General features: G+C 68.0%; 22 protein-coding genes and 1 riboswitch. Of the genes, 9 read left to right on the forward strand and 13 right to left on the reverse strand.

Annotated features, from left to right (window positions below):
* Nucleotides 1–18: 18 nt before the first annotated feature.
* Nucleotides 19–123, reverse strand: a riboswitch (TPP riboswitch).
* A 77-nt stretch (nucleotides 124–200) separates the two neighbouring features.
* The 3 genes from AB6806_RS17035 to AB6806_RS17045 all read right to left on the reverse strand — a co-directional run bounded on the left by AB6806_RS17035 (nucleotide 201) and on the right by AB6806_RS17045 (nucleotide 2,321).
* Entirely contained in the window at nucleotides 201–398 is a 198-nt protein-coding gene (locus AB6806_RS17035) for a hypothetical protein (RefSeq protein WP_038364961.1), read from the reverse strand.
* A 45-nt stretch (nucleotides 399–443) separates the two neighbouring features.
* Entirely contained in the window at nucleotides 444–725 is a 282-nt protein-coding gene (locus AB6806_RS17040; RefSeq protein WP_370954993.1) for a hypothetical protein, read from the reverse strand.
* A gap of 141 nt (nucleotides 726–866) precedes the next feature.
* Nucleotides 867–2,321 carry an OmpA family protein gene (locus AB6806_RS17045; protein ID WP_370954994.1) on the reverse strand — a complete coding sequence of 485 codons (1,455 nt, stop codon included), beginning with the start codon at nucleotides 2,319–2,321 and terminating at the stop codon, nucleotides 867–869.
* Nucleotides 2,322–2,822: 501 nt separating this feature from the next.
* Here AB6806_RS17045 and AB6806_RS17050 point away from each other — a divergent pair.
* A complete protein-coding gene (locus AB6806_RS17050) occupies nucleotides 2,823–3,146 on the forward strand; it encodes a hypothetical protein (protein WP_248312476.1) in 324 nt (107 codons plus the stop codon).
* A gap of 57 nt (nucleotides 3,147–3,203) precedes the next feature.
* Here AB6806_RS17050 and AB6806_RS17055 read toward each other — a convergent pair whose 3' ends face one another.
* Genes AB6806_RS17055 through AB6806_RS17075 form a run of 5 tightly spaced genes read right to left on the reverse strand, consistent with a single transcriptional unit; the run spans nucleotide 3,204 to nucleotide 8,403 of the window.
* Nucleotides 3,204–4,109, reverse strand: a complete 906-nt coding sequence (locus AB6806_RS17055) for a polysaccharide deacetylase family protein (protein ID WP_142022439.1) — start codon at nucleotides 4,107–4,109, stop codon at nucleotides 3,204–3,206.
* Nucleotides 4,110–4,120: 11 nt separating this feature from the next.
* Complete coding sequence (locus tag AB6806_RS17060; protein ID WP_142022440.1) at nucleotides 4,121–5,833, reverse strand: dipeptide ABC transporter ATP-binding protein; 1,713 nt, start codon at nucleotides 5,831–5,833, stop codon at nucleotides 4,121–4,123.
* Complete coding sequence (locus tag AB6806_RS17065) at nucleotides 5,830–6,708, reverse strand: ABC transporter permease (RefSeq protein WP_038364968.1); 879 nt, start codon at nucleotides 6,706–6,708, stop codon at nucleotides 5,830–5,832. The genes AB6806_RS17060 and AB6806_RS17065 overlap by 4 nt, the downstream gene beginning before the upstream one ends.
* Nucleotides 6,705–7,679 carry an ABC transporter permease gene (locus AB6806_RS17070; RefSeq protein ID WP_038364969.1) on the reverse strand — a complete coding sequence of 325 codons (975 nt, stop codon included), beginning with the start codon at nucleotides 7,677–7,679 and terminating at the stop codon, nucleotides 6,705–6,707. The genes AB6806_RS17065 and AB6806_RS17070 overlap by 4 nt, the downstream gene beginning before the upstream one ends.
* A gap of 22 nt (nucleotides 7,680–7,701) precedes the next feature.
* Nucleotides 7,702–8,403: a creatininase family protein gene (locus AB6806_RS17075; RefSeq protein ID WP_142022441.1), complete on the reverse strand. Its 702-nt coding sequence runs from the start codon at nucleotides 8,401–8,403 to the stop codon at nucleotides 7,702–7,704.
* Between the two features lie 157 nt (nucleotides 8,404–8,560).
* Between AB6806_RS17075 and AB6806_RS17080 the strand changes: the two genes are divergently transcribed.
* From AB6806_RS17080 to AB6806_RS17100, 5 genes are all read left to right on the forward strand, one after another.
* On the forward strand, nucleotides 8,561–9,091 hold the full coding sequence (locus AB6806_RS17080) for a MarR family winged helix-turn-helix transcriptional regulator (protein ID WP_051988240.1): 531 nt from the start codon (nucleotides 8,561–8,563) through the stop codon (nucleotides 9,089–9,091).
* Nucleotides 9,092–9,120: 29 nt separating this feature from the next.
* Nucleotides 9,121–10,716 carry an ABC transporter substrate-binding protein gene (locus AB6806_RS17085; RefSeq protein WP_370954995.1) on the forward strand — a complete coding sequence of 532 codons (1,596 nt, stop codon included), beginning with the start codon at nucleotides 9,121–9,123 and terminating at the stop codon, nucleotides 10,714–10,716.
* Nucleotides 10,717–10,789: 73 nt separating this feature from the next.
* The gene (locus tag AB6806_RS17090; protein ID WP_142022442.1) at nucleotides 10,790–11,737 is read left to right on the forward strand and encodes an isoaspartyl peptidase/L-asparaginase family protein; all 948 of its coding nucleotides are present in this window, start codon (nucleotides 10,790–10,792) and stop codon (nucleotides 11,735–11,737) included.
* A 13-nt stretch (nucleotides 11,738–11,750) separates the two neighbouring features.
* Complete coding sequence (locus tag AB6806_RS17095) at nucleotides 11,751–12,788, forward strand: ketopantoate reductase family protein (protein WP_142022443.1); 1,038 nt, start codon at nucleotides 11,751–11,753, stop codon at nucleotides 12,786–12,788.
* Nucleotides 12,761–13,516, forward strand: coding sequence for an SDR family NAD(P)-dependent oxidoreductase (locus AB6806_RS17100; protein WP_370954996.1), 756 nt, complete (start codon nucleotides 12,761–12,763; stop codon nucleotides 13,514–13,516). Before AB6806_RS17095 ends, AB6806_RS17100 begins: the two co-directional genes overlap by 28 nt.
* Before the next feature lie 141 nt (nucleotides 13,517–13,657).
* Here AB6806_RS17100 and AB6806_RS17105 read toward each other — a convergent pair whose 3' ends face one another.
* Genes AB6806_RS17105 through AB6806_RS17115 form a run of 3 tightly spaced genes read right to left on the reverse strand, consistent with a single transcriptional unit; the run spans nucleotide 13,658 to nucleotide 15,085 of the window.
* Nucleotides 13,658–14,092 carry a VOC family protein gene (locus AB6806_RS17105; RefSeq protein ID WP_142022445.1) on the reverse strand — a complete coding sequence of 145 codons (435 nt, stop codon included), beginning with the start codon at nucleotides 14,090–14,092 and terminating at the stop codon, nucleotides 13,658–13,660.
* A 60-nt stretch (nucleotides 14,093–14,152) separates the two neighbouring features.
* Nucleotides 14,153–14,698, reverse strand: a complete 546-nt coding sequence (locus AB6806_RS17110) for an SRPBCC family protein (RefSeq protein WP_038364983.1) — start codon at nucleotides 14,696–14,698, stop codon at nucleotides 14,153–14,155.
* A 39-nt stretch (nucleotides 14,699–14,737) separates the two neighbouring features.
* The gene (locus tag AB6806_RS17115) at nucleotides 14,738–15,085 is read right to left on the reverse strand and encodes an ArsR/SmtB family transcription factor (protein WP_112762428.1); all 348 of its coding nucleotides are present in this window, start codon (nucleotides 15,083–15,085) and stop codon (nucleotides 14,738–14,740) included.
* Nucleotides 15,086–15,245: 160 nt separating this feature from the next.
* On the opposite strand from AB6806_RS17115, the gene AB6806_RS17120 reads away from it, so the two are divergent.
* Nucleotides 15,246–16,700 carry an AMP nucleosidase gene (locus AB6806_RS17120; RefSeq protein WP_112762543.1) on the forward strand — a complete coding sequence of 485 codons (1,455 nt, stop codon included), beginning with the start codon at nucleotides 15,246–15,248 and terminating at the stop codon, nucleotides 16,698–16,700.
* Nucleotides 16,701–16,823: 123 nt separating this feature from the next.
* On the opposite strand, the gene ubiB is transcribed toward AB6806_RS17120, so the two are convergent.
* Complete coding sequence (ubiB, locus tag AB6806_RS17125) at nucleotides 16,824–18,380, reverse strand: 2-polyprenylphenol 6-hydroxylase (RefSeq protein WP_133560290.1); 1,557 nt, start codon at nucleotides 18,378–18,380, stop codon at nucleotides 16,824–16,826.
* A gap of 16 nt (nucleotides 18,381–18,396) precedes the next feature.
* Nucleotides 18,397–19,158 (reverse strand): bifunctional demethylmenaquinone methyltransferase/2-methoxy-6-polyprenyl-1,4-benzoquinol methylase UbiE, encoded by a 762-nt coding sequence (gene ubiE, locus AB6806_RS17130; protein WP_142022446.1) that lies wholly within the window; start codon nucleotides 19,156–19,158, stop codon nucleotides 18,397–18,399.
* Between the two features lie 114 nt (nucleotides 19,159–19,272).
* Here ubiE and mutM point away from each other — a divergent pair, with 114 nt between their 5' ends.
* Together mutM and AB6806_RS17140 are read left to right on the forward strand one after the other, a co-directional pair.
* Nucleotides 19,273–20,163: a bifunctional DNA-formamidopyrimidine glycosylase/DNA-(apurinic or apyrimidinic site) lyase gene (mutM, locus tag AB6806_RS17135; RefSeq protein WP_133560286.1), complete on the forward strand. Its 891-nt coding sequence runs from the start codon at nucleotides 19,273–19,275 to the stop codon at nucleotides 20,161–20,163.
* 202 nt (nucleotides 20,164–20,365) lie between these two features.
* The gene (locus tag AB6806_RS17140) at nucleotides 20,366–21,139 is read left to right on the forward strand and encodes an enoyl-CoA hydratase (RefSeq protein WP_113252803.1); all 774 of its coding nucleotides are present in this window, start codon (nucleotides 20,366–20,368) and stop codon (nucleotides 21,137–21,139) included.
* Nucleotides 21,140–21,153: the final 14 nt, after the last annotated feature.

Raw genomic sequence — 21,153 nt, forward strand, 5'->3', positions numbered from 1 at the left:
GTCTGCGGATAAGGTACGGCCCGACCCGCGTTCCAGTCCCTCCGCCGGTATGACCCGGATCAGGTTCGACGGGTTCGGCCTCATCAGCCATCTCAGCCCTTGCGAGCACCCCTCGGAACGATTCCAAGGGTAGGGCTTCGACCGGGGAGACGCAACCGGCAAAGGAAAGCCGGCACGCAGGGGCCGGCATGCAAAAAACGTCAGGCCGTGCGATCGACCTGCAGGCCCTGGCCTGCGGGGAGGACGGCCTTCGCCTGCTCAGCGCCCTGCTCGAGCATGGCGACGACGCCGCGCTCGGCCTCGGCATTCTGCCGCAGCATCTCGGTGCCGAGGGCCTGCTGCGTCGAGGCTGACTGCATCGAGACGAGGCTTTGGGCGATGGCGGCAACGTCACTCATGCGGCGATGCTTAGGCCGCAAGCGTTGAACAATCCTGAACGCCTCTCAGGGCGCGATGATCGAAGGCACGCCGCGCGGCATCGGCAGATCGCGATTGGCCTCCTGCGCCGCGCGTCCGTCCTGCGCCACGCGCCCGTATTGATGGAACAGCCCTCGCTCCTCGGACCGCAAGCGGGAAACCTCCCCCGGTTGCGGGGCGATCGGCACGCCGGGCGCCCGCTGCTTGACCGCAGGGCCGGGCGACGAGGTGCTCTGGGCCTGCGCGGCCGGCGCCAGAAGCGATCCGGCCAGAAGCAGGCATGCCAGCATCAAGGAGAGCTTCTTCATGGCTTCATCTCCCTTCGGACTACTCCTCCGGAACATAGAACTGGCGAAACGAAGCGGCGGTTCCTTGCTTCCGACGAAGAGCGGGGCTGCACAAAGTGCAGCCCCGCTCTGTGCGATAGCGGCGTTTCGACGCCGCGCCGGTCAGCGACTCTGGCCCGTCAGCAGCGGCGTGATGCGCCTAAGCGTGACGCGCCGGTTCTCGCGCGAGGCAGCTTGCGTCTGCACCTTCAGATACTGCTCGCCATAGCCCTGGGTCGTCAGGTTCTCGGGCGGGATCTGGAAGTCGCGCGTCAGGATCTCGGCGACGGACTGGGCCCGGCGGTCGGAGAGCGAGAGGTTGTCGATGTCGGAACCCACGGCATCGGTATGGCCCTCGACGAGGAAGACCTCGTTCGGCGAGCCCTGCAGCACACGCCGCACCGAATCCGCGATCACCGCGAGGCGCTGCGCCTGGTCGGCCGTGACCTGCCAGGAGCCCGTCTCGAAGTTGATCGTGTCGATATCGACGCTGCGCATGCGGGCACGCAGGTCGGGCGAGTAGCGGACCTCGTCCAGCGTGTAGCGACGCGGGATCGCGGCGATCGGCGGGGCCATGATCGTTTCGTAGATCAGGCTCTCATCGGCCTGGTCCGCATTGACGATATAGCGCTCGCGCGGGATCGGCAGCGGCGGCGGGGGCAGCACCACGACATCGTCCGCAAAGCGCCCCGGACGGTCCCGCAGCGTGTTGTCGATGATGATCACCTCGCGATCGTCGCGGCCGATGCGGCTGCGGCGGATCAGCCGGCCCTCCTCGTCGGTGACGGTGACGATGCGCGTTCCGTCGGGCCGCTCGAAGACGGTGCGCGTCTCGCCGTCGCGGCGCTCGGCGCGGCCCTGCCAGCCGAGATCCCGGAAGCGCTGGTCCTCGTCGCGGCGGATGATGGCGCGGCCGTCATCGTCGCGGATGATGGTGCGGCCGGGTTCACGGATGATGGTGAGGTCACCTTCGCGCTGCTCCTGCCGTTCCCTGCGGATGTCGTCGAAGCGCTCGGCGCCCTGGGTCGCCATGATGCCACCGATGACGCCGGCGCCCAGGCCGATCGCCCCGGCGACGCCGGGCGAAATGCCGCCGCGACGCCCCTCACGCTGGGGCGGCTGACCGGGAAGTTGGCCGGGAAGACCTGCCGGCGGCTGACCCTGCACGGCGCCGGGCGCAGGCGGGGCGACACCGGGACGGCCGGGCACGGCGGCACCGGGCGCAGCTCCGGGCGGCACGGCCGGGTTCGGCTGGCCCTGAACCGGGGCCGCAGCAGGAGGAACCGCACCCGGTTGAGCCGGGGTCGAGGGCTGGCCGGGAACGGCGGGCGGATTCGGCGGCACGGGCCGCTGATCGGGCCGGGCGCCGGGCTGGGTTGCGCCGGGCGTAGCGGCGTTCGGCTGTGTCGGCGCTCCCAGAGGCGGCAGGGGACGCTGCGTCGGCTGCGCGCCGGGTTGCGGCGCAGGCGCAATCGCGCCGGGGGCAGCCGGACGCTGATCCGGCCTGAGGCCGGGCTGGGGCGCGCCCGGCGTCGCCGCGTTGGGCTGGGCCGGAGCCGTCGGCGCGGGCGGAGGCACGGGCCGCTGCACGGGTGCTCCCGGCGGCGGCAGGGGGCGCTGTGACGGCTGCGCGCCGGGTTGCGGCGCAGGCGCAATCGCACCGGGCGCAGCCGGGCGCTGATCTGGCCTGAGGCCGGGCTGGGGCGCACCGGGCGAAGCCGCGTTGGGCTGGGCCGGAGCCGTCGGTGCCGCGGGAGGCACGGGTCGCTGGGTCGGCTGAGCGCCGGGCTGCGGCGCAGGCGGAACGGCCGGACGCTGCACCGGGGGCACGCCGGGCTGTGCTGCCGGCGGCGGCACGGGCGCAGGCCGCGACGGCGCAGGCGCGGCAGGCGGCGCGAGGCGTTCCTGAGGAGCCGGCGCGGCGCTCGGCGGCGCCGGGCGCTCGGGCCGGGGCTGCAGGGCCGGCGGCGCAGGCCGTGGCTGGCTCTGCGGCGGAGGCGGCGGGGCGGTCCGCTCGGCCGGTGCCGGCGCGGAAGGCATGGGCGGGCGGGGCGCTGCGGGCGCGCGCTCGCCAGGAGGTTGTCCCGGCTGTCCCGGGCGGCCGGGCTGGCCGGGTTGACCGCCGGCTCCGGCACGCCCCGGCTGGCCGCCGGCTCCTGGATGCCCCGGCTGACCGGGCTGGCCTCCTCCGGGACCGGGCTGGCGCTCACGCTGGCCGCGGCCACGATCGTCGTCGCCTCCCGGCGCCTGGGCGAGCTGGACGCCCAACGGCGCGAAGGCCTGCCCCGCCTGGGAGAGGATAAGGGCCGGCAGGACCGTTCCGACCAGCAGCAAGCGTTTCGTGCGCATCGCGATTCCCGTCATTCGTTCAACCTGCGCGGTATCAGGGCCCTTGCGGCCTGAACCGGCGATGAAGCGAAAACGGCGGGAATCGGGCAGCGGTTCCACCGCCCGAGCGGGTCAGATGCCGGCCTCGTCCTTCACATAGGCCGCGATCTCGGCATGGGTCGCGAACCAGCAATCGCCCTTGGCCTTGGCGAGGCGAACCAGCTCCTCGAGGATCCAGAAGCGCGAGCGGTAGGTGATGACATGCGGGTGCATGGTCAGCAGGAAGAGCCCGCCCTCGGCATAGGCGCCCTCGAATTCGCGCCGGAAGATGTCGAAGACCGCTTCCGGCGGCGTATAGGGCCGGAGCGCCTGGAAGCGGTTCATGCTGAGATAGGGCGCGTCGTCGCGAATCCACTCGACCGGCAGTTCGACGATGCCGGTGGGCTCGCCCTTCTCGACGATCTCATAGGGATCGTCATCGGCAAAGAGCGAGGAATCGTAGAGCAGGCCGAGCTCGCGCTCGATCGCGAGCGTCACGTCGGAGAAATCCCAGGACGGCGTGCGCATGCCGACCGGGCGGACACCGGTGACCTTCTCCAGCGTATCGGCCGAGCGCAGGTGCAATTCGCGCTCGTTCTCAGGTGGCACCGCCGTATTGACCTCGTGGATCCAGCCATGAAGGCCGATCTCGTGGCCGGCACCGATGATGCGGCGCTGCTCTTCCGGATAGAGCAGGGCCGTGACGGCGGGCACGAAGAAGCTTGCGGGGATATCCTGCCGCTTCAGCAGGTCGAGGATGCGGGGCACGCCGACGCGGTTTCCGTACTGGCCCCAGGAGAGGCGCCCGACCGACTTGCCGCCGTCGCGCAGTTCGTTGGTCTCGTGATCGACATCGAAGGAGAGGGCCACGGCGCAACGGGCGCCGTTCTTCCATCTGGCCGGCTTGAGATTGCGGCCGGCGCGAACCTGCTCGACCTTGCCGCGCCAGACCTCTTCCGGCCATTGCCAGGGCAGGAGTTCATCGGACTGGCTTGTCATGGTCGCTCTCCTCAGGTCGTCACAGCGCCCGGTAGCACCGGCACGGCGGCGAGCAGGCGCTTGGTGTAGTCGTGCTGCGGATGATCGTAGACCTGGCCGGCCGGGCCGCTCTCGACGATCTTGCCGCGATACATGATCGCGACGCGGTCGCAGAGATGGCGGACGACCGAGAGGTCATGCGAGATGAAGATCAGCGTGAGATCGAGCTCCTGCCGCAGGCGGATCAGCAGGTTGATGATCTGCGCCTGAATGGAGACGTCGAGCGAGGCGACCGGCTCGTCGCAGACCACGACATCGGGCTGCATGGCGAGCGCGCGGGCAATGGCGACGCGCTGGCGCTGGCCGCCGGAGAACTGGTGTGGGTAGCGGTCCGCGAAATCCGGATCGAGCCCGACCGCCGCCAGCCATTGCCGGACGTAAGTCTTCGCCTCGCCGCTTTTGATGAGCCCGTGCGCCAGCGGACCTTCGGCGATGCTGTCACCCACCCTCATGCGGGGGTTAAGCGAGGCAAAGGGGTCCTGGAAGATCGTCTGGACGCGGGTCGTGACCTTGTGCGGATGGTCGCCCGCGCTCATCACCGGCGCATCGTCGATGCGCACGAAACCACTGTCCGGCGCATAGATGCCGGCCGCGACGCGTCCGAGCGTCGATTTGCCCGAGCCGGATTCACCGACGAGACCGAGCGCCTCGCCGCGCTTGAGCACCAGCGTGACGTCGTCGACGGCCTGCACAGCGGCCGGTGCCTTCGACAGGCCGGCCTTCTGCGCGAGCTTCCGGAACAGGCCGGGCGTCTGGGCAAAGCGCTTGGCGACATGCTCGATGCGGACGTAATGCACGGCGTCGCCGGTTTGCGGTGCGGTCTCCTTCGCGACACGTGGTGGCGGAGCAGCCTCCGCGCCGGCGCCGCCAGCCAGCAGTGTTCCGGGCTCGGAGCGGGAGGGCAGCGCATCGAGCAAGCCCCGCGTATAAGGATGCTGCGGATGGGTCAGGACATCGAGCGTCGGCCCGGCCTCGACGATCTTGCCGTAGCGCATGACGCAGACATGGTCGGCGAGCGAGGCGACGACGGCGAGGTCGTGGCTGATCCAGATCAGCGCCGTGCCGAGCTCGGCGACGAGCTCCTTCATCTCGACGAGAATCTCGGCCTGGACGGAGACATCGAGCGCGGTCGTCGGCTCGTCGCAGATGATCAGTTTCGGCCGGTGCAGCAGCGCGATGGCGATGGCGACGCGCTGGCGCATGCCGCCCGAGAACTGGTGCGGGTAGAAATCGACCTTGGCCTCGGGATCGGGAATGCGGACCTGCGCCAGCGCCGCGACGGAGCGGCGGCGGGCCTGGGCACCGGAGACCGTTTCATGCGCTTCCAGGGCGAGCCGGATCTGCGTGCCGATGGTCAGCATCGGGTTCAGCGTCATCATCGGGTCCTGGAAGACCATCGAGATCTGCTTGCCGCGGATTTTTCGCAGTTCCGCCGAAGGCAAGCCGACGAGTTCGCGCTCCTCCAGCTTCACCGACGAGCCGGTTTCAACGCGGCCGGGCGCGTCGATCAGCCCGATGATCGAGAAGCCGGTGATGCTCTTGCCCGAGCCGGACTCGCCGACGAGCCCCATCACCTCGCCGCGCTTCAGCGCAAAGGAGACGCCGTCGACCGCCTTCACCACGCCGTTGCGGGTGTGGAAATGGGTGGCGAGGTCGGTGACCTGAAGGAGAGGCGCGTCGCTCATCGCTTCAGCCTCGGATTGACCTGGTCGCGGATGCGGTCGCCGACGAGGTTGATGGCGACGATCAGCACGATGAGCGCGATGCCGGGATAGATCGAGATCCAGTAGCGGCCGGACAGCATGTACTGGAAGCCGTTCGAGATCAGCATGCCAAGCGAGGGCTCCGTCACCGGCAGGCCGACGCCGAGGAAGGAGAGCGTCGCCTCCAGCGCGATGGCATTGGCCACTTGCACGGTCGCGACGACGATCAAGGGCGGCAGGCAGTTCGGAAAGATATGGCGCAGGACGACGCGCCAGCCGGGCAACGGCGTCGAGAGCACGGCCTCGACATAGTCCTTGCCGCGCTCGGCCGAGGCCGCGCCATGGGCGGTGCGGGCGAAATAGGCGTATTGCGCGCAGGCCAGCGCCGCGATGAGCTGGAGCTTGCCCTGGCCCAGCAGCGCCGAAAGCACGAGCGCCAGCAGGATCGCCGGGAAGGCGAGCTGCAGGTCGATGACGCGCATGATGAAGGCTTCCCAGCGCCCGCCGATATAGGCCGCGCCGATGCCGAGCGCGACGCCGAGCGTGAAGGCGAGCGCGCCCGCCACCAGGCCCATCTCCAGCGAGATCCGCAGGCCGTAGAGGATGGCCGAGAGGAGATCGCGCCCCTGCGCATCCGTGCCGAGCCAATGGGTATAGCCGCCCTCGCCGACGAAACCCGGCGGACGGCGCGCATCGGAAAGCGAGAGATTGGCGAGGTCGTAAGGGTCCTGCGGCGCGACGAGCGGTGCCAGCAAGGCGATGCCGATCATCAGCACGACCACGGCGAGCGCCACGACCGCGACCTTGCTCTCGCGGAACTCGGCCCAGAAGCGGGCTGCTGGAGAAGCGTCGGTCATCGCGCGCCCCCCTTCCTGAGTCGCGGATCGAGCCCGACATAGGCGAGGTCGACGAGGAAGTTGATGGTGATGAAGACGAAGGCGACGAGCATGAGATAGGCGACCATCACCGGCCGGTCGAGCGACTGGATCGAATCGATGATCAGCTTGCCGATGCCCGGCCAGGAGAAGATCGTCTCGGTGACAACGGCGAAAGCCAGAGTCGAGCCGAATTCGAGGCCGAAGACGGTGACCAGCGGGATCGCGATCAGCCGCAGCACATGGCGGCGCAGCACGGTCCACTCGGACAAGCCGGCTGCTCGGGCGAATTTCACGGTGTCGGAGAGCATGGTCTCGCGCGTTCCGGCCCGGGCGAGGCGCGTCATCAGGGCGAGCTTGAAGAGGGCGAGGTTCAGCGCCGGCAGCAGGAGGTGGCTCAAGCCGTTCAAGGTGAGGAAGCTCCACTCGACGCCGAAGACGGAAACGGTATCGCCGCGCCCGCCGGCCGGCAGCCATTGCAGTTCGACGGCGAAGGCCATGATCAGCACGAGGCCGATCCAGAAGGTCGGCACCGAGAAGCCGAGGATCGAGACCGTCATGATTAGCCGGGAGGCGAAGCTGTCTGGTCTGTAGCCCGCATAGATGCCGGCGGGGATGCCGATCAGCGCCGCGCCGCAGACCGCAGCCAGCGTCAGTTCCAGCGTCGCCGGCAGGCGCGACAGGATGAGATCCATCACCGGCATGCCGAAGACGAAGGAGCGGCCGAAATCGCCGTGCAGCACGCGGCCGAGGAAGGTGAGGTACTGCTCCCAAAGCGGCCGGTCGAGCCCGTAATGCGCGATGGTCTGGAGCCGGAGCTCCTGGCTGACATCGGGGCCGATCAGGACATCGATGGGATTGCCGATCGCGTAGACGCCGACGAAGACCAGCACCGACATGACGAGCATGACGACGAGGGCCTGAGCCAGGCGGGAGGCGATGTGGCCTAGCATGCGTGAAGCCTTCGGCGCGACGTCACGGCCAGTTCTCCACCATCGCTGCACGGGTCTCCTCGACGCCGACCTGCCAGAGCTCCAGCATTTCCTCATCCGGCCGCTGGTAAAGGCCGTGGAAATTGCCGTCTCCGAGGATCTCGCGCCGCTTCGCCGGGCTGGCGGCCTGATATTCGGCGGCGTTGAAGGGCGGCTTCAGCGTATCGGGCATGGCCACGCCCGCAAGCCGCGTCCAGGGGAAGTTCTCCATCCAGGAGGCGTGCGAGGCGGCCGGATCGACCGCCTTGACCGCCGCCTGGAATTGCGGCGCCGCCCACCAATTATGCAGGCGGATGCTGGCATCCGGGTGCTTGTCCAGCCATTCGGTCGCGAAGTTGAGAGCCGGCGAATTGCCGCCATGGCCGTTGACCAGCACGATCCGGCGGAAGCCCGAGCGGTAGAAGCCGTCGAAGATGTCACCGAGCAGAGCCGCATAGGTGCTCATGCGCAGCGAAATACTGCCGGGGAAATTCAGGAAGCCCGGCGTCAGCCCATAGGCGAGCACGGGAAAGACGGGAATGCCGAGCGGCTCGGCCGCCTCCTGTGCCACGCGCTCGGACAGGATCACATCGGTCGCGAGGCTGAGATAGGCGTGCTGCTCGACGCTGCCGAGGGGCAGGACGCAGCGATCGTCGCGGCGCGCCTGCGCCTCGATCTGCATCCAGTTCATCTCGGCAACCAGCACGGTGCGTTCCTTGCTTGGGTCATTGGAGCGACGGACAAACTACTAATGCGATAGACTAAATGGATTGCGATGGCGCGATCCCGACACTACCCTTGACTCCGTCCCAAGATATGGTCAAGTTCCATCTGGAACTAATTTGACCGAAGAGACAGCCGTCATGAGCCGCTCTCCGAGCCCCCTTTCGCCTGTCGATCCCGCACGCGAAGCGGCGCTGGGCGCGCTCGATCCCTTGATCGTGACCAAGCTCTGGGAAAACCCCTGCTGGCTGTCCTTCAGGCTGAACTTCGTCGCCTTCCGCTTCAACGACCCGGTCTATCGCTGGATCGAGACGCGCTACGGCCTGGTCCGGCCGGATTTCGTCGCGCTCTATGCGGTCGGCCTCAAGGAGGGCGTGGCGGCGAAGAACATCGTCGCCTCGGCCGGCCTGCCGAAGAACACGCTCTCGCGCGCGATCCAGAAGCTGCTGCAGCGACGCCTCCTGAAGCGCGAAAGCGACCCGGCCGATCTGCGCAGCTACGTGCTGCATCTGACCCCGGCCGGCCGCAAGATCTTCGACGAGACCATGCCGCTGATGGTGGAGCAGCAGCAGGCCATGCTCGCCTGCCTCAGCTCCGAAGAGCAGCGCCAGCTCCGCACGCTGATGGACAAGCTCGTCATCGCCTCGCCCGACTGGCCGCAAGAACTCTAGACGACATCAACGCCAACAACAGGGGATCCATGATGAATCTGGCACGCAGCTTTCGTCTCGCCGCCTTCGCCGCCCTGCTCGGCGCCACCGTCTCGACCGGCGCGCTGGCCCAGACGCTGACGATCGGCGTCCGCGCCGGCCCGGAATCGATCGACCCGCACTTCACCGCGACCGGCACCCATGCCGAAGCGCTGAAGCAGGTCTTCGACACGCTGATCTGGTCGGGCGACAAGCTGCAACTCGAACCGCGGCTCGCCACGAGCTGGAAGGCGATCGAGCCCAATGTCTGGGAGTTCAAGCTGCGCCCCGGCGTGAAATTCCATGACGGCTCGGACTTCACGGCGGAGGACGTGAAGTTCTCGATCGAGCGCATTCCGGTCGTCGCCGGCCCGAACCCGACGACGATCTATGTCCGCCGCGTCAAGGATGTGAAGATCGTCGATCCGCTGACGGTGCAGGTCGTCACCGACGGGCCCGCGCCGAACCTGCCGAACGACTTCATCCGCCTCTTCATCGTCTCGCACAAGGCGGCCGCCGGCCTGACCAAGGACAATGCCAACGAGGCGTTCAACTCCGGCAAGGCCGCGATCGGCACCGGCCCCTATAAATTCGTGTCCTGGACGCCGAAGGACCAGCTCGTGCTCGAGCGCTTCGACGGCTATTGGGGCCCGAAGGAGCCCTGGGCCAAGGTCGTGCGCAAGGAACTGCCGAACGACGCCGCCCGCGTCGCGCAGCTCAAGGCGGGCCAGGTCGACATCATCGTGCGCGCGCCGGCTTCCGACGTGCCGACGCTCAAGCGCGACCCGAAGCTCACCGTCACCACCATCGAAAGCGTCTATCTCTTCAACATGGAGCTCGACATGCGGGACAAGTCCCCGCAGGTCAGCGCCAAGGACGGCTCGCCCCTGCCGAAGAACCCGATGCAGGACGTCCGGGTGCGCGAGGCGATCGACCTCGCCATCGACCGGCCGGCGCTCGCCGAGATCGCCATGGAAGGGCTGGGCGCCCCGGCCAACCAGCTGGTGACGCCGACCATCGCCGGCTTCAACAAGGAGCTGCCGGCGCTGAAGCCCGACCTCGCCAAAGCGAAGAAGCTGATGGAGGAGGCCGGCTACCCCAACGGCTTCAAGGTCACCTTCTCCTTCACCAATGACCGCCTGCCCGGCGACCGGCAGGTCGGCACCTCGCTCGCCCAGATGCTGGCGCGCATCGGCATCGAGGTGAACGCCAACGCCCAGCCCGGCGCCGTCTTCTTCCCGGCCCGCCTGCGCGGGGATTTCTCGATGGCGATGTCCGGCTGGGGCACGCTGACGGGCGAGGCCAACTACACGCTGTCCTCGCTGGTGCATTCGAACGACCCGGCCAAGAAGCTCGGCGCCTTCAACGTCCAGAACTACGCCAACCCGCAGGTCGACAAGCTGATCGAGGACGCGGCCATCGAGATGGACGAGGCCAAGCGCAACAAGATGCTCTCGGATGTCGCCGCGATCGTCGCCAAGGACCGGCCGCGCCTGCCGATCACGGCCGTCGGCTCGGCCTGGGCGATGCAGAAGGACAAGGTCACCATCGCGCCGCGCGTCGACGAGGACACGCTGGCGATGGACATCAAGCCTGTTAAGAAGTGACCCTTCGCCTCCGCCTCCCGGCCGGCCCCGTGCAGGCCGGGACGGACCAGATCACTTCGACGGAACCTCTTTCATGACACTTGCTCTCGCCATCCACGGCGGCTGCGGCACCTTGCCGAAGGCCGAGATGACCGAAGCCGAATGGGCGCAGGCCCGCTCCGACCTCGCCGGCGCGTTGCGCGCCGGCTGGACCATCCTCGCCAAGGGTGGGCCGGCGGTGGACGCCGTCGAGGCCGCCGTGCGCGTCATGGAGGATTCGCCGCATTTCAATGCCGGCCACGGCGCCGCCTTCAACGCCGATGGCGAGCATGAACTTGACGCCTCGATCATGGATGGGGCGACGCTCGCTGCCGGCGCGATCTGCGCCGCCAAGCACATCCGCAATCCGATCGTCGCGGCCAAGGCGTTGATGCTGCGCGGCGATCCGCTGCTGCTGGCCGGTCCGGCCGCCGACGTCTTCGCCGAGCATGAGGGCGTCGACACCGTCCCCAACGAATATTTCTCGACCGAGCGGCGACGTAAGAACCTCGCCTCGATGAAGATCCGCGAAATCGTCGGCACGGCTTCCGAAGCCAGCGAGGCCGAGAAGCACGGCACGGTCGGCGCCGTCGCCTGCGACGCGCAGGGCCATCTCGCCGCCGCGACCTCGACCGGCGGCTACACCAACAAGCCCACCGGCCGCGTCGGCGATTCGCCGATCATCGGCGCCGGCACCTACGCCCGTGACGGGCGCTGCGCCGTCTCCGGCACCGGCAAAGGTGAGTACTTCATCCGCTATTGCGTCGGTCACGAGATCGCATCCCTGATCGCCTATAAGGGCCTCACGCTGAATCAGGCGACGCAGGAGGTTCTGGGCGAGCTTTCCGACCACAAGATCGGCGCCGGGCTGGTGGCTGTCGGCGCCGACGGCACGATCGTCGCGCCCTACAACACCGAAGGCATGTATCGCGGCTGGGTGACGCCGGACGGGCTTTTGCACGTCGCCACCCATGGCGATGTCGAGATGGTCGGGCAGGCCTGATGAGCCGGCGCGGATGAGCGAACCGATCCTGATCTGGGGCGCCGGCGCGATCGGCGGGACGCTCGGCGCCTATTGGGCGCGGGCCGGCGTGCCTGTGCTCCTCGTCGATGTCGTACCCGGCCATGTCGAGGCCTGCCGGACACGGGGGCTCTCGACCACCGGACCGGTTGCCGAATTCCGGCAGGTCGTGCCGGCCGTGACGCCGCAGGAGCTGGACGGCCGCTATCGCCGCATCGTGCTCGCCGTGAAGGCAGGCGCGACGGAAGCGGCGCTCGCCGCGCTGAAGCCGCATCTGGCCGAGGACGGTTTCGTGCTCTCCGCCCAGAACGGGCTCAACGAGCTCGCCATCGCCAGAGCGGTCGGCGAGCGGCGCACGCTCGGCTGCTTCGTCAATTTCGGGGCCGACTGGCTGGGCGACGGCGAGATTCTCTATGGCAATCGCGGTGCCGTGGTCGTCGGCGAGATCGACGGCTCGATCAGCGAACGGGCGGCCGAGATGCATCGCCTGCTCAGCCTGTTCGAGCCGGATTCGATCCTGACCGACAACATCTGGGGCTATCTCTGGGGCAAGCTCGCCTATGGCGCGATGCTGTTCGCCACGGCCCTGACCGATGATTCGATGTCGGCGAACTTCGCCGATCCGCAGCGCCTGCCGGTCTGGCTCGCGCTCGGCCGCGAGGTCGGCGCGGTGGCGAGCAAGCGCGGAATCACCTCGCTCGGCTTCGGCGAATTCGACCCGATGGTGTTCGCGCCGGGCGCGCCCGAGGGGCCGCAGGTCGCGACGATCGCATGGCTCGCCGACTACACCTCGCGGACGGCCAAGACCCATTCCGGCATCTGGCGCGACCTTGCGGTGCGCAAGCGCAGGACCGAGGTCGATCCGCAGATCGGCATCATCGCCACGCTCGGACGCGAGGCCGGCGTCGCGACGCCGGCGCTGGAGACCCTGATCTCGCTCATCCACGACATCGAGGAAGGCCGCCGCCCGATGGCCTTCGAGACGCTGAAGGTGCTGATCGACCGATGCAGATCCGTTTCGACGGCCGCGTAGCCCTCGTCACCGGTGCCGCTCAGGGCATCGGGCGCGCCATTGCCACGGCGCTGGCAGAGGTCGGCGCGCGTGTCCATCTCGCCGACATCGATGCGGATGGCGTCAAAGAGACCGCCCAGAGCCTCGGCGCTACCGCCCATGCCGTCGATCTCGGCTCGCCCGAGGCGGCGCAGGCTCTGGTCCTTAGCATCGCCTCCGCGGATGACGGGCTCGATCTCCTGGTCCATGCCGCCGGCGGCGTGCGCGGGCAGGTCGGCCGGCCGATCGAGGACATCTCGGAAGAGGATTGGCGCGCCATCTTCGCCGCCAATGTCGATGCCGCCTTCTTCCTGGCGCAAGCCGCGGCTCCGGTGATGCGACGGGCCGGCTATGGCCGCATCGTCACGATCTCGTCGGGCGCGGGCCTGCGTCCGAGCCTCACCGGCATCCAGGCCTATGCCAGCGCCAAGCACGCTCTGGTCGGGCTGACCAGGCAGCTCGCCTGGGAGTTCGGCCCGCATGGCATCACGGTAAATTCGGTGGCGCCCGGCTTCGTCCGCTCCAATCCCGCGACCGAGCGGCAATGGCAGAGCTATGGGCCGGAGGGCCAGAAGCGGCTGGTCGAGAGCATCCACACCCGCCGGCTCGGCACGCCGCAGGACATCGCCAACGCGACGCTGTTCTTCCTGAGCGAGCAGGCCGGCTGGATCAGCGGGCAGGTGCTCTCGGTCGACGGCGGGCGCTTGTAGAGGCGGCTCGGAAACCCGCCGTCATCCCGGACAAGCGGCCAAGCCGCGCAGATCCGGGATCCATCACAGAGCGCAGAGCCTTACGATGGATCCCGGGTCAAGCCCGGGATGACGGCGTGTTTCCTCGGGAAACCGGCAGCGTCAACCGCAATTCGCCTGATCCGCCGGCATCTCCGCCCCGACCATCCAGCTCGTGCCGAACCGGTCGGTCAGCATGCCGAAGCGCGGCGACCAGAAGGTCTCGGCCATCGGCATGGTGACCTTGGCGCCACCTTCGGAGAGCCCTGCGAAGATGCGTTCCGCCTCCTCCGGCGTCTTGACCCCGACGCTGACAGAGACCGAGCGCATCGGGCCGTCGCTGCGATCCGGCGGCGCGTCCGAGGCCATCAGCATCTGGCCGTCGATCTCCAGGCAGGCGTGCAGGATCTTGTCGCGCCATTCCGGCGAAACATGCTCCTCGGCCGGCGTACCCTTGTGATCCATCATGGCGAGCATCTTGCCGCCGAGCACCTTCTCGTAGTGGGTGAAGGCCTCGCGGCAATTGCCGCCGAACATCAGATAGGTCGAGAGTTTCATCGTCGTCTCCTCCTTTGATTATCGCGTATCGGCGGCGTTCAGGCCCTGCGGCGGCAGGCGTCAGGCGGGCCGCTCGGCGGCCGCCTTCATCGCTGCCAGACCGGATTCGAAATCGCCGCCGACCATGCGGTCCATATCCATGAAGACATGCATGATCTTGCCGATGAAGGGCGTCGGGCCGGTCATGGTCCAGGTGACATTCGTCGCGGAGCCCTGCGGGGCGAGAGCGAAGACGACGTCGTTATGCGCCTCGAATGGCTTGAGAAAATCGAGCTTGAGCGCGATCCTGGCGGGCGGGTTGGCCTCGAGGATGCGCATGCCTCCCTCGCCGACATTCTTGTCGCCGGCCCAGGCATAGGTCGCGCCGACCCCGCTTTCCGGCCCGCCATAGCTGCGCGTCATGGCGGGATCCTTCTTCTCCCAGGGCGACCAGGCGCCCCAGGCCTTGAAATCGGCGATGAGCGGATAGATCCGCTCCGGCGGCGCATTGATCGTGGCCGTGCGCGTGACCTGGAAGGTGTCGGGCTTGCGGGCGGCAAGGATCAGCACCACCGCAACGGCGATCACGACGAGGCCGAGCAGGCTGAGGAGAGCTGTCTTAAGCATGACGAGAAGCCTTTTGATCCAATTGAAGAGATCTGGACGTCAAACGCCCGGTTCACCCGGCGGTTTCGCCTTGATCGCGCGCAGGACCTCGTCCAGCCGCCCCAGGCTCTGGTCCCAGAAACGGCTGTAATGCTCCAGCCATTCCGAGACGTCCTGCAACGGGCCGGGATCGAGCCGGCAGGGTCGCCACTGCGCCTCCCGCCCTCGCGTGATCAGCCCGGCCCGCTCCAGCACCTTCAGATGCTTGGAGACGGCCGGCAGGCTCATCGCGAAGGGCTCGGCCAGCTCCTTCACCGAGCTCTCGCCCTCCGACAGCCGGGCCAGGATGGCGCGGCGGGTCGGGTCGGCGAGGGCGGCGAAGGTCAGGCTGAGCGGGTCCGTCGACATCTATGAAACCGATCAGTTAATTAACTGATCGGTTTAGTAATGCCGAATTCCACCCGCGTCAAGCCGTCCTTTCCCCCAATCTGGCGGGGCGGACTGCCGGTTGTTGTCAGGACCGAGGGCGCATGGTTAGAACCGACGGGAGAGAAGGATGCCGCCGCCCATGAGCTTCGAGACCGCCGCGACGCCCGAAGCCGCCATCGACCGCCTCGAACGGCTCTATGAGGAGGCGCGCGGCGCGCTGCGCGGCGATCTCCAGCGCTTCTTCGAGACCGGAGAGCCGCCGACCCCGGAGCAGCGGGAGCGCTATCGCTACCCCATGCTGCGGGTGAGCTACGAGCCCTCCAAGCTGCCGGCGGCGACGCGGCGCGGCTACGCCAAATTCGCCGCGCCGGGCATCTACTCGACGACGGTGACCCAGCCGGCCGAGTTCAGGAGCTATCTGCTCGACCAGCTCAAGCCGCTCGTCGCCGAATACGGCGCGATGATCGAGACCGGCATCAGCCAGCAGGAAATCCCCTATCCCTATGCGCTCGAAGGTGGCGACGAGCTGGGGCGCGGCAAGATCACCGCCGCCGAGCTCGCGCGCTATTTCCCGACCCCGCTGCTCGCGCTGGTCGGGGACGAGATCGCCGACGGCACCTTCGACATCGTCGAGGGCGAGCCGCGGCCGCTTTCGCTCTTCGACGCGGTGCGTGTCGACTATTCGCTGCGCCGGCTGGTGCATTACACCGGCACCGACTGGCGGGCGGTGCAGCCCTGGGTGCTGCTGACCAACTACCATCGCTATGTCGACCAGTTCGTCCGGCTGGGCCTGGCCGAGATCGAGGCCGGCACGGCCGAGGCGCTGGTCGCGCCCGGCGGCATTCGCATCGACCGCGACGGCGTCGACGTCTCGGCGGCCGAGCGGGTGATGTCGGCGCCCTGGCACCGCTTCCAGATGCCGGCCTATCACCTGATCCGGAAGGATGGCGACGGCGTCACCCTGGTCAATATCGGCGTCGGCCCGTCCAATGCGAAGAACATCACCGACCATCTGGCGGTGCTCAGGCCGAATTGCTGGCTGATGGTCGGCCATTGCGGCGGCCTGCGCCAGACGCAGATCATCGGCGACTATGTCCTCGCCCATGCCTATCTCCGGCAGGACGGCATCCTGGACGAGCTGGTGCCGCCGGACATCCCGATCCCGGCCCTGGCCGAGGTGCAGGTCGCGCTGCAGCAGGCCGCGGCCGACATCACCGGCGAGAAGGGCGATACGCTGAAGCAGCGGCTGCGCACCGGCACCGTCGTGACGCAGGACGACCGCAACTGGGAGCTGCGCTGGACCAAGGAGCGCCGCCGCATCAACCTGTCGCGCGCCATCGCCGTCGACATGGAATCGGGCACCATCGCAGCGCAGGGCTATCGCTTGCGGGTGCCCTACGGCACGCTGCTCTGCGTCTCCGACAAGCCGCTGCACGGCGAGATCAAGCTGCCCGGCGCCGCCAACGCCTTCTACGAACGGGCGGTGGGCGAGCATCTGCGCATCGGGCTCGACGCGCTGAAGAAGCTCAAGGAGACCGGCTCGGCGATCCATTCGCGCAAGCTCAGGAGCTTTGACGAGCCGCCGTTTCGGTAACTCAGAGAGGCGCGTCATGCTCGGGCTTGACCCGAGCATCTCAGGACGGAAAGGCGCCTCTTCCTGCGAGAGATTCTCGGGTCGAAGCTGTACTTCGCCCGAGAATGACGGCTGAGGCTTGACCTAGCCGAACACGCCGTAGGCGACCAGCGCCGCGATCACCCAGAGCGCCGCCGTGCCCCAGCGATTGCGCTGCGCCTCGGCCCGGCCGATCGCGGCGACGCTGCGCTCGTCGAGCGCAAAACCGTGGCGCGAGGCGTCTTCCAGCTGCCCGAGGACGCGCTCGGCCCGAACGACCGTGTCGGGCAGCGCCGCCAGCGAGCCGAGCAGGGAGCGGGCGCCGCGCCCGGCCTCCTCCAGCTTGCCGATCGGCCCGAGATTATGGGTGATCCAGCTGCGCACGACGGGGTCGGCCGTGCCCCACATATCGAGATGCGGATCGAGCGAGCGCGCCACGCCCTCGACCACCACCATGGTCTTCTGCAGCATGACGAGCTCGGTGCGCGTCGCCATGTCGAACATGCCGGTGATCTCGAAGAGCAGGGTCAGGACCTTGGCCATCGAGATCTGGTCGGCGCGCTTGTCGTGGATCGGCTCGCCGACGGCGCGGATCGCCTGGGCGAAATCCGCGACATCGTGATGGGCGGGGACATAGCCCGCCTCGAAATGCACCTGTGCGACGCGCGTGTAGTCGCGGGTGATGAAGCCGAGCAGGATTTCCGCGAGGAAGCGCCGCTCCTTCAGGCCGAGCCGACCCATGATGCCGCCATCGACCGCGACGAGGCGCCCCTCCGCATCGACGAACAGGTTTCCGGGATGCATGTCGGCATGGAAGAAACCGTCGCGGATCGCATGCTTCAGGAAGGACTGGATGATCTTGCGGGCCAGCTCCGGCAGGTCGTGGCCGGCGGCGCGCAGGCCCTCGACATCGGAGAGGCGAACGCCGTCGATCCATTCGTCGACCAGCATCTCGCGCGCGGTGAGCTGCCAATCCGGCTCCGGCACGCGGAAATCGGTGTCTTCCTTGGTATTCTCGGCGAATTCGGAGAGGGCGGCGGCCTCGAGCCTGAGGTCCATCTCCATCGCGACCGAGCGCGCCAGGGTCTCGACCACGCCGGTGAAGCGCAGACGGCGCGCCTCGGCCGAACGCATCTCGGCCATCTCGGCGCCGAAGCGCATCGCGGCGAGGTCGCGGTTGAAGCGGTCGCGGATGCCCGGCCGCAGGATTTTCACCGCAACCTCGCGGCCATCCTTCAGCCGGGCGCGGTGGACCTGAGCGATCGAGGCGGCCGCGACCGGCTCGCTGAACTCGGGAAACAGCGTCTCCAGCGGCACGCCATGCGCAGCCTCGACGATGGCGCGCGCCTCTGCCATCGAAAAGGCCGGCATCCGGTCCTGCAAAGCGGATAGGTCCTCGGCGATCTTCATGCCGACGACATCGGGACGCGTCGCCAGGAACTGGCCGAACTTGACGTAGGAGGGCCCCAGCCGCGTCAACGCCGCCGCAAGCCGCGTCGCGGAAGAGCCGGCGCCGCGCCGCTCGATCAGCCGCCCGACGCGGATCAGGCCTCGTGCCAGCGGCGGCAGCACGGAGGGGTCGACGAGCGCCAGCGCACCCTCGCGCGCCAGCACGAAGCCGACGCGCACGCCGCGCAGCATGTGGAAGAAGGAGGAGATCATGCCGCCGCAGCCAGCATCACAGCTTCCAGCCGGAATGCAGCGCCACGACGCCGCCGGTCATCGGCGTGAATTTCGCGCGGCGGAAGCCGGCATCCTCGATCATGTTGGCGAAGGCCTGCGGCTTCGGGAATTTGCGGATCGATTCGACGAGGTACTGGTAGGGCTCGGCCTCGCCGGTAACCATCCGGCCCATCGGCGGGATCACCCTGAAGGAATAGGTCTCGTAGATCTTGTCGAGCAGGGGCACGTCGACATGGCTGAATTCGAGGCAGAGAAAGCGCCCGCCGCGCTTCAGCACGCGATAGGCCTCGGCCAAGGCCTTGTCGATGCGCGGCACGTTCCGGATGCCGAAGGCGATCGTGTAGCAATCAAAATGGTTGTCGGGCAGGCCGAGTTCCTCGGCATTGCCCTGGACGAAGCGGATGCGATCATTATCCGGGAAGCGCTTCTCGCCCCGCTCGCGCCCGACGCGCAGCATGTCCGCGTTGATGTCGAGCACGGTAACATCAGTCAGCGGGCCGCCGGCCTCCAGCACCGAGAAGGCGACGTCGCCCGTGCCGCCGGCCACGTCGAGATGATGGAAGGCACGATCCTTCGGTGGGTTGATCGCGGTCAGCAGCGCGCTCTTCCAGGCCCGGTGCAGCCCGCCCGACATCATGTCGTTCATCAGGTCGTAACGGTCTGCGACCTTGTGGAAGACGTCGTCGACCTTGGCCTGCTTCTCGGCGAGCTTCACCGTCTCGAAGCCGAAATGGGTGGTGTCGGAAGCTGCTGTCACGGTCGGGCCGGCCTTGTGCAAATCTGTCTTGTATTCGCCTGAGCCGATCAATAGCCAAAGGCGGCGGGCTTGTCGCGGGCCCTCTCGACGCAGGCTTTATTTGAGGTCGCTGATATGCCGGAGCTCCCCGAGGTCGAAACCGTCCGGCGCGGGCTGGAGCCGGCCATGCTGGGCGAGCGCTTCGCGCGGGTCGAGCTGCGCCGGCCGAACCTGCGCTTTCCCCTGCCGGAGCGCTTCACTGAGCGCCTGACAGGCCGGCGGATCGAGGCCCTGTCGCGGCGGGCGAAATACCTGATCGCCGATCTCGACGACGGCGCGGCGCTCGTGATGCATCTGGGTATGAGCGGGCGCTTCATCGTCGAGGCGCCCGGAACGCCGCCGACCGAACCCGGCAGCTACTACAACGATATCGGCCGGCATCTGATCCACGACCATGTCGTGTTCGAGATGGGGACGGGCGCGCGCGTCACCTATAATGACGTGCGCCGCTTCGGCTTCATGGATCTCGTTCCCCGCGCCGAACTGGCGACATCGAAGCATTTCGCGGGCATGGGCATCGAGCCGCTCGGCAACGAACTCTCCGGCGAGACGCTGGCGAAGCTGTTCGCCGGCAAGTTCGCGCCGCTGAAGGCCGCATTGCTCGACCAGCGGCTCGTGGCGGGCTTGGGCAATATCTATGTCTGCGAGGCGCTGTTCCGGGCCGGGCTCCATCCAGAGGCGGAAGCCGGAACGATCGCGACGCCGACGGGGCGGCCGCGCGAGAAGGCGCATGAGCTCGCCCGCATCATCCGCGAGGTGCTGGAGGAAGCGGTCGCGGCCGGCGGCTCGACGCTGCGCGACTTCGCCCATGCCGACGGCTCGCTCGGCTATTTCCAGCATCGCTTCAAGGTCTATGACCGCGAGGGCGAGACCTGCGTCACGCCCGGCTGCGGCAAGCTGGTGAAGCGATTGGTGCAGTCGGGCCGCTCGACCTTTTATTGCGAGAGCTGCCAGCCGAGGCGGTAGAGACACGCGTCATTCTCGGGCTTGACTCGAGAATCTCCGGCCGGAAGTGACACTGGAGCCTCCTCTTGCACGAGATGCTCAGGTCAAGCCCGAGCATGACGCGCTGGGGGAGACAGCGAATGCGCGGATGTGCGCAACGCGCATGGACCGCTCTCGCGCCGCTCGCTAAAGCTGGCGGAGCAGGACCATCCGGGAGGCCGCCATGGCTTATGAGACCATTCTCGTCGAGACGAAGGGCAAGGTCGGGCTGATCACGCTCAACCGCCCGCAGGCGCTGAACGCGCTGAACGGCCAGCTCATCGGCGAGATCAACGCGGCGCTCGACGGCTTCGGTGGGGATGACGGCATCGGCTGCGTCGTCCTCACCGGCTCGGAAAAGGCCTTCGCCGCCGGCGCCGACATCAAGGAGATGCAGAGCCGCACCTTCCCAGGCACCTATCTCGACGACAAATTCGCGGATTGGGACCGGATCGGCCAGCGCCGCAAGCCGATCATCGCCGCGGTCGCCGGCTTCGCGCTGGGCGGCGGCTGCGAGCTCGCCATGATGTGCGACTTCATCATCGCGGCGGATAACGCGAAGTTCGGCCAGCCCGAGATCAATCTTGGCGTCATCCCCGGCGCCGGCGGCACGCAGCGCCTGACCAAGGCGGTCGGCAAGGCCAAGGCGATGGACCTGATCCTCACCGGCCGGATGATGAATGCCGAGGAAGCCGAGCGCTCCGGACTCGTCGCGCGCGTCGTGCCGCTCGCCGACCTGCTGACCGAGACGCTGAAGGCGGCCGAGGCGATCGCCACGAAGTCACTGCCCTCCGTGCTGATGGCGAAGGAGGCGGTCGAGCGCGCTTTCGAGGTAACTCTTCAGGAGGGATTGCGCTTCGAGCGCCGCGTCTTCTCCTCGCTCTTCGCCACCGCCGACCAGAAGGAAGGCATGTCCGCCTTCGCCGAGAAGCGGAAGCCGGATTTCAGGAACGCCTGAGCAACCGGCCATCG

The sequence above is a fragment of the Allobosea sp. RCC_152_1 genome, assembly GCF_041360765.1.
GTDB lineage: Bacteria > Pseudomonadota > Alphaproteobacteria > Rhizobiales > Beijerinckiaceae > Allobosea > Allobosea spartocytisi.

Excerpts from the sequence above, each read along its gene's own strand:
- AB6806_RS17060 (WP_142022440.1), bottom strand. The coding sequence starts at position 5,833 with ATGAGCGACGCGCCTCTCCTTCAGGTCACCGACCTCGCCACCCATTTC.
- AB6806_RS17100 (WP_370954996.1), top strand. The coding sequence starts at position 12,761 with ATGCAGATCCGTTTCGACGGCCGCGTAGCCCTCGTCACCGGTGCCGCT.
- AB6806_RS17035 (WP_038364961.1), bottom strand. The coding sequence starts at position 398 with ATGAGTGACGTTGCCGCCATCGCCCAAAGCCTCGTCTCGATGCAGTCA.
- AB6806_RS17055 (WP_142022439.1), bottom strand. The coding sequence starts at position 4,109 with ATGACAAGCCAGTCCGATGAACTCCTGCCCTGGCAATGGCCGGAAGAG.
- ubiB (WP_133560290.1), bottom strand. The coding sequence starts at position 18,380 with ATGATCTCCTCCTTCTTCCACATGCTGCGCGGCGTGCGCGTCGGCTTC.
- AB6806_RS17065 (WP_038364968.1), bottom strand. The coding sequence starts at position 6,708 with ATGACCGACGCTTCTCCAGCAGCCCGCTTCTGGGCCGAGTTCCGCGAG.
- mutM (WP_133560286.1), top strand. The coding sequence starts at position 19,273 with ATGCCGGAGCTCCCCGAGGTCGAAACCGTCCGGCGCGGGCTGGAGCCG.
- AB6806_RS17090 (WP_142022442.1), top strand. The coding sequence starts at position 10,790 with ATGACACTTGCTCTCGCCATCCACGGCGGCTGCGGCACCTTGCCGAAG.
- AB6806_RS17040 (WP_370954993.1), bottom strand. The coding sequence starts at position 725 with ATGAAGAAGCTCTCCTTGATGCTGGCATGCCTGCTTCTGGCCGGATCG.
- AB6806_RS17115 (WP_112762428.1), bottom strand. The coding sequence starts at position 15,085 with ATGTCGACGGACCCGCTCAGCCTGACCTTCGCCGCCCTCGCCGACCCG.
- AB6806_RS17070 (WP_038364969.1), bottom strand. The coding sequence starts at position 7,679 with ATGCTAGGCCACATCGCCTCCCGCCTGGCTCAGGCCCTCGTCGTCATG.
- AB6806_RS17105 (WP_142022445.1), bottom strand. The coding sequence starts at position 14,092 with ATGAAACTCTCGACCTATCTGATGTTCGGCGGCAATTGCCGCGAGGCC.
- AB6806_RS17080 (WP_051988240.1), top strand. The coding sequence starts at position 8,561 with ATGAGCCGCTCTCCGAGCCCCCTTTCGCCTGTCGATCCCGCACGCGAA.
- AB6806_RS17095 (WP_142022443.1), top strand. The coding sequence starts at position 11,751 with ATGAGCGAACCGATCCTGATCTGGGGCGCCGGCGCGATCGGCGGGACG.
- AB6806_RS17085 (WP_370954995.1), top strand. The coding sequence starts at position 9,121 with ATGATGAATCTGGCACGCAGCTTTCGTCTCGCCGCCTTCGCCGCCCTG.
- AB6806_RS17110 (WP_038364983.1), bottom strand. The coding sequence starts at position 14,698 with ATGCTTAAGACAGCTCTCCTCAGCCTGCTCGGCCTCGTCGTGATCGCC.
- AB6806_RS17120 (WP_112762543.1), top strand. The coding sequence starts at position 15,246 with ATGAGCTTCGAGACCGCCGCGACGCCCGAAGCCGCCATCGACCGCCTC.
- AB6806_RS17140 (WP_113252803.1), top strand. The coding sequence starts at position 20,366 with ATGGCTTATGAGACCATTCTCGTCGAGACGAAGGGCAAGGTCGGGCTG.